Source organism: Pseudoalteromonas sp. APC 3224 (assembly GCF_030407535.1).
Lineage (GTDB): Bacteria > Pseudomonadota > Gammaproteobacteria > Enterobacterales > Alteromonadaceae > Pseudoalteromonas.
In genome coordinates this window covers 1-5,140 of record NZ_JASDDF010000067.1, presented here as the reverse complement: position 1 = coordinate 5,140, position 5,140 = coordinate 1, and the positions used below count along the sequence as shown (strand labels likewise).

At 35.3% G+C, this 5,140-nt stretch carries 4 protein-coding genes; all 4 read left to right on the top strand.

Annotation, left to right across the window (positions count from 1 at the left end; genetic code table 11):
• Window positions 1-1,323 precede the first annotated feature (1,323 nt).
• Window positions 1,324-2,301: a retron St85 family effector protein gene (locus QL989_RS18990; RefSeq protein ID WP_013464093.1), complete on the top strand. Its 978-nt coding sequence runs from the start codon at window positions 1,324-1,326 to the stop codon at window positions 2,299-2,301.
• Window positions 2,298-3,242: a retron St85 family RNA-directed DNA polymerase gene (locus QL989_RS18985; protein WP_013464094.1), complete on the top strand. Its 945-nt coding sequence runs from the start codon at window positions 2,298-2,300 to the stop codon at window positions 3,240-3,242. Before QL989_RS18990 ends, QL989_RS18985 begins: the two co-directional genes overlap by 4 nt.
• Before the next feature lie 578 nt (window positions 3,243-3,820).
• Complete coding sequence (locus QL989_RS18980; protein ID WP_290171695.1) at window positions 3,821-4,609, top strand: hypothetical protein; 789 nt, start codon at window positions 3,821-3,823, stop codon at window positions 4,607-4,609.
• A gap of 22 nt (window positions 4,610-4,631) precedes the next feature.
• Window positions 4,632-5,057 carry a hypothetical protein gene (locus QL989_RS18975; RefSeq protein WP_290171694.1) on the top strand — a complete coding sequence of 142 codons (426 nt, stop codon included), beginning with the start codon at window positions 4,632-4,634 and terminating at the stop codon, window positions 5,055-5,057.
• The last annotated feature ends 83 nt before the right edge of the window (window positions 5,058-5,140 follow it).

Sequence of the window (5,140 nt, the reverse complement as noted above, 5' to 3'; positions counted from 1 at the left end):
TTAGCAACTGGCTGATATGCTATTTACGACAAAGTCGCTCGGTAATTAGACCGACATAACCCCTTGGTAATCACACTTATTCAAATAATACGCAAGGTTAGTTGTCTATTCCCAAACTCCAAATACATAACTTAGTTACTTTTTATGTTGGTGGACCGCTTTCTTTATCAGTTGTCGAAAGCGTTTTGTTCCCCCCTCAAGTTTTGGATGAGCATACAGACCTCCTACGACGCTCGGTGTGTTTGGTAGAGTTAGTAAACATTTCTAAATATTGCCCGATTAGAAATGAATTAATCTGGTTGCAAACTTTATTTTAAATCGTACACACCGAGACTTGTTAGATTGAGTAGGGAGTTGCAAACTTTATTTAAAAAACGTCCAACCTAAGTAATTGAGTTACAAGACCTGCTAGTTGCAAACTCTATTCATGATCTACATTTGAAAAAATCTTCATTGTAGAGTGGGGATTTATCGAGATTATAAAAGCCGTTGCAGCAATGCAACGGCTTTTTTGTGCGTGTTTAAATATTTGTAGACGCACAGCTTGCTGGCGTGTTGGGCGACAGCCCAAAAGGTGTTTAATTGTTATTAGCGAACAGCTTACTAACGCGCAGGCGGCAGCCTGAATAAGTATTTAAATAGGTGCTTGAGGTTATCGTCATCGGTAATGTGAATACGTTCGGCTTTTTTAGAAAATAGAAACCTTATTCAAGGTTTTTTGCCAGATTGCTGGCGGCAACCAAGGGACGGCTACCGCCGACCGCCCCTTGGAACCCCACGGCGCCCCGAGCATCACGCTCAATCTTTCAAACCACAATTGATATGAACGTAAACGGCGAAGATAGGCCATCCATGGCCTAGTTTCGCCTTATCGCGCATCCATGCGCGACATTACTCATCAATTGCTTATTTTCAGGGCGTAATGACGGGGAAGGGTGTTAAACGTGAAATTGGTGTTTAGTTTGACAAGAAGTAATAGCTGAACTTTAGTACTCTGGTATGAGAGAGTATGAAGTGGATTTAAATACTCTTTAGTTAATATATTTTTGTCATATTTTCAAGCTAAAACATTGAATAGGCTTTTTTGCTGATGTACACTTTCTTTACTCTTTACGCGTGGGATAACGCACAACAGTTTATCCTTGTCGGGCGATTAGCCAGACACTATTTTATTGAAGGTATTTAGGGTTGCGCTAAAGCACTTCTCTAAAGATCCTTCGTTCCTCAGGAGCGTTAGAGAAGTCTTCAGCGCATCCTCTAGGTAGAGAGAACTAAAACGGCCATGATGGCCGTTTTTTTTAATTCAAGGGACAACGCCAGCAAATGAACTATGATGATACGCTTATCGAAGAATTTGAGCGTTTCGACTTCTCCAACTTTCAAGTATTGTATCACCCGCCTAGAGTTTTTGTATGTGGTGGAGAGTACAATACTGGTAAGCTAGTTCCGGCTAGCATGAGAGATCGTATAATTCAGTATTTTGAGTTAAACGATGACGATGATGAATATCGCTTATTATCAAAATCTTGTGTTATGGCTGAAGACTTCAAGGACTACTTTAAAGATGGTGCGTACTCAGATTTAATGGTATTTGAAGATGACATTGCAAAAGTATCAACCTTGATTATTATTTGTCTAGAAAGTCCAGGTTCATTGGTTGAACTTGGTTTGCTTTGTAATAACAGCTATTTGTCTAAACGCCTTTTGGTAATAGCTCCTCAATCAGATGTTGAAGCAAAAGATTCTTTCATTTATTTAGGACCGTTAAGTAGCTTAGTTGAAAGAGACCCTTCATCAGTTCTAATCTACCCTTGGCCAAACAATGAACTTCAAGAATATGAGCATATTGATTTAATTGCTGGTGATATTAAAAATAAACTGAGAAACACTAACAAAACTTCCAAGTTTGATATTAAAAACAGTGCTCATATTGCATTTCTAATACATGACATAATACAAATTTCAAGTCCTATAAAAATAACTGAAATTGAATTAGCATTAGCTTCTATTAATGTTGATATAAATGAAAAGTTTATTCATCGATTGTTATTCCTGTTAGAAAAAATCAACTTAATTAAGTTTACAACATATAGTAATGTTAACTATTACTACGCATGTAATGACGAAGACAGAAGAATAAAATTTGGGAGGGCAAAAGATAACTCTAAACGAGATGAAGGTTCTATCAAAATGTCGATACGAAGATCATTTATTCTTGATGAAAATGAATCATCTAAAAAGAGAAGGTTGGCTTTAAAACAAATTAGCAATATTAAAAGGGCTCTAGGGGGAGCGCAATGAATATTATCGAACGTATTAGTGAAGATTTGTTAATGCCAGAAAAAGAGTTGCTAAACTTTTCTTCAACAGCCCCCAGGCGATACAAGAAATATACTATTGCTAAAAGAAATAGCGATGAAAGAAGGTTAATTGCACATCCATCAAAAGAAGTTAAATTTTTACAGCGATTGCTCGTAACACATTTGGAGGATAAGTTAACCATTCATGCTAGCGCTAACGCATATGTAAAACAAAAAGGTATTAAATCAAACGCTTTAGCCCATAAAGATAACCAATATTTATTAAAAATGGACTTCAAGAACTTTTTCTTATCCATAACTCCGAGTATTTTAATAGAGCAAATGCTAGCTTTTGGTATAGGTTTAGATGATCGAAACATTGAGTTTATATCAGGAATTCTATTCTGGAAGTTAAGGAGAAATAGCCCTTTAAGATTAAGCATTGGTGCCCCAAGCTCACCATTTATATCGAATGTTATTATGTATAACTTTGATAGATTAATAGAAAAAGAATGCAAGGTCATGGGCATAACTTACACCAGATACGCTGATGACCTCGCATTTAGCACTAATATTAAAGATATTCTATTTGAGATACCTAAGTTAGTTAAAAATACGCTAAAAAAACTATATGGTTCTAAAATCAGAGTAAATACAAAGAAAACCGTTTTTTCATCGAAGAAATTTAATAGACACATTACTGGAATAACATTAACTAACAATAACTTATTATCCATTGGTCGAAAAAAGAAAAGATTCATATCCTCTCTTGTTCATAAATATACGCTTGAATTGCTGTCTGATGAGGAAATACTTCAACTTAAAGGGCTACTATCTCATGTGAGTAATATTGAACCTTTGTTCATTGGTAGGTTATCAAATAAATATGGTACTAATATAATGACTGATTTAGCTCCAAGTAAGTTCTTCATAGGAAATTAAATATTTATACACCTCAAAAAACCACTGGAAGCCAAGGTCTCTCCCATTAGAAAGTTCTGGTCAAGCAGGCAGCTGTGTTTTCTTGATCTTTTTATTCAAAAACCAAGTGTTCTTACCATTTAAACTCACTTTAAATGTAGCCAAAAACCTGAAAAAAGTCGGGTATGTCGCAATTGCTCTGATAGGTGTGAGGGCAGTTTAAATATCATAAAAGCATGCATAGAAGGAGATAAGCAAGCTTGTACCAAGGCCAAGTATGTTGAGACAGGCAAAGCTGGAGGTGCTGTTTTAGGTGTTGCTGGATTGGGCTATCTTAGAGGCTATACATTTTGTAATATAGTTTGGGTTTACCATTCTGAGGAACGAGTCTTTTGTGGTGTGATATTGTTGTATACCTAATGGGTGACACCTTTTTTGATCCTTTTCTTTTTCAAAGGCTACTTGTTTAAGTATTGCCAGTTCAAAATAACTCCTTATAAATGCCTTATTCAATTACTAAAACAAGAAATATTGATTTTTTAATCCAACTTAGGTAGCTTATCACAAACTAAATGTGAATATGCTTACAAGGATTGAGTATGAATAGTTTAAAAATCAGGGATATCGAGAAGAATAAAAAATTAATAGAATCCATCCGTAAAAACCATCAAACACTTTATCTACTAAGTGAAAAAGAACTTATCGAATTACACAAGAATGCTACAAAAGATAAGCCTGCTTCCACAAGTCGAGTCGTGGCTGGTAATATATCAGCAGCTTTAGATGGTCGAGTATTAATTCAAATGATCCGCGATCTAGGTTTTACTGGTCGCGTTTATGAAAAATATATTCGAGGTGAGAAGTATATTATTTTTAAAGGTAAACTCGAATTTAAAACCATATTTACTAAGACAGCTAAAAATGCTCGAGTTGTGGATATGGCTATAGGGAAAACTTCAGCCATAGTTCAGAGTGCTCGTTCCGGTGCTCGCTTAACAATATTTTTTACAGTTCCAATTATAATACTTCAACATTTTTTAGAAGATGAGGTTTTACTTAGTAATTTACTTGCCGATTTAGCTGTATCTTTGATAAAAGTCGGTGTATCAAGTATTGCCGCTGCGGTTGCTGCAGTTGCTGTAGGAACAACAACTACAATAGCCGCAGCTCCTCTGGCTGTAGCTCTATTTATTGGCCTAGCCATAGCCTATTCATTAGATAAGCTCGACGAGTATTTTAGTATTACTGAAAAATTAGGATTGATTTTACGAGAGATTGAAGACGCTACTATTGGAGAAATAAGCAGGAAAGGTTGGGAGTTAGAGAAAATTCTTCGCTGGCAGATTGCTAACGATATAACCCCCGGTAAAGGCATATTTTATCCTTAACAGTATTGGTCTGATAATTCACATGAAAAAGAAACTTTTGTTTATATTTCTATCTATATCATTAATATTATTTAGTGGTATATCGGCTTCCAAATCTTTTCCTATGAATAAAATTGGTTGCGCAATTATTAATGAAAATTACTTTGAAGACGCCCCTAAAATGCTAAAGGGTGATTTGGTAAACCTTTCGACAGCTCTTAATGATGATAAGTTGATTTATAAAAATGGTGAAGTTACTGTAAACGCGTCAGCTGCAACGGTTATACAAACAGGTGTACAAAATCCCTGGATTAGCTCTTTTAAGATTACCATTTCACAAACTAAAAAAGATACGATTAGCGTTAGGAGCGCTCCAAGGACTAATGATAATAATAAAATGAATGTTTACTTTGCTCTTACTTCACAGAGTCGCGGCGAATTAATTATTTCTTGCAGTGCAAGAGAGTAAGCATAATTATGCGTTCAGAGCTAACCTATATAATATTAATTTCAGCTTTATTAATTTTCATATCAACTCTTAGTCCTAAAATA